Source organism: Caballeronia humi (assembly GCF_001544475.1).
Classification (GTDB): Bacteria; Pseudomonadota; Gammaproteobacteria; order Burkholderiales; family Burkholderiaceae; genus Caballeronia; species Caballeronia humi.
Genome location: NZ_FCNW02000226.1, coordinates 1 through 722, shown reverse-complemented (window position 1 = coordinate 722; position 722 = coordinate 1). Strand labels below are relative to the sequence as shown.

At 63.0% G+C, this 722-nt stretch carries 1 protein-coding gene; it reads right to left on the bottom strand.

The genetic code is table 11. From position 1 onward, the window contains the following. Positions 1-680: amidohydrolase family protein (locus AWB65_RS35160; protein WP_235008135.1), on the bottom strand; the 680-nt coding region annotated here is incomplete at its 3' end. Positions 681-722: the final 42 nt, after the last annotated feature.

Sequence of the window (722 nt, the reverse complement as noted above, 5' to 3'; positions counted from 1 at the left end):
ACAAGGATGGTCTCCCGCAACGAGGCGTCGTCCACCCATTCATGGAATGTATTCAGCAAATCGCCGACGTCCGGCGCAGCATCGGCCATGCGCACGTAAGGCCAGTCTGAACTCCACACCAGTTGCCGCGCGTTCGCTTCAACCATAAGATCATGGAACGGACGCAAGTCTTCATAGCCTGGGGCCTGCTTCGATACACGGCACAGGGCCAACTTCACGCCGATGCGCCCCTCGCGGAGCAACGCCAGGACGTTCTGAAAGTCGCGATGGTCCGTTCCGAGCGACGGATCGAAGCACGTCATGTGTTCGAATACGACGGACAATCCGGCACGCTCGAGCTCCTCGGTGATGGCGGGAACGTCGCTGCATCGCGCCCAGACCTGTGCGTGCCAATCGAGCGCCTTCATGCGGCTCGCGAGAGACAAAGCAACCTCCAGCCCGACGCTGCCCACGAGCGGTTTGCCGGTCTGCGGACTGGGCATTTCATTAAAGCGCAACGCACGCACGCCTTTGCTGTCGAGGTGTCGCAACGCTTCGTCCGTCACGTCCCGCTGCGTGACTGCAACACCGCGTATCCTGCCAGCGCCCGCCTGGAGCGCCGCGACGAGCGCCGCGTTGTCGGTGCCATACGGCGCCGGCTGAACGAGAACGCCACGGCTCGCGCCGATCGTGTCCAGCATTGCGAGATAGGTGGGACAAGGCGCTAGCGGCGGCGGATAGTT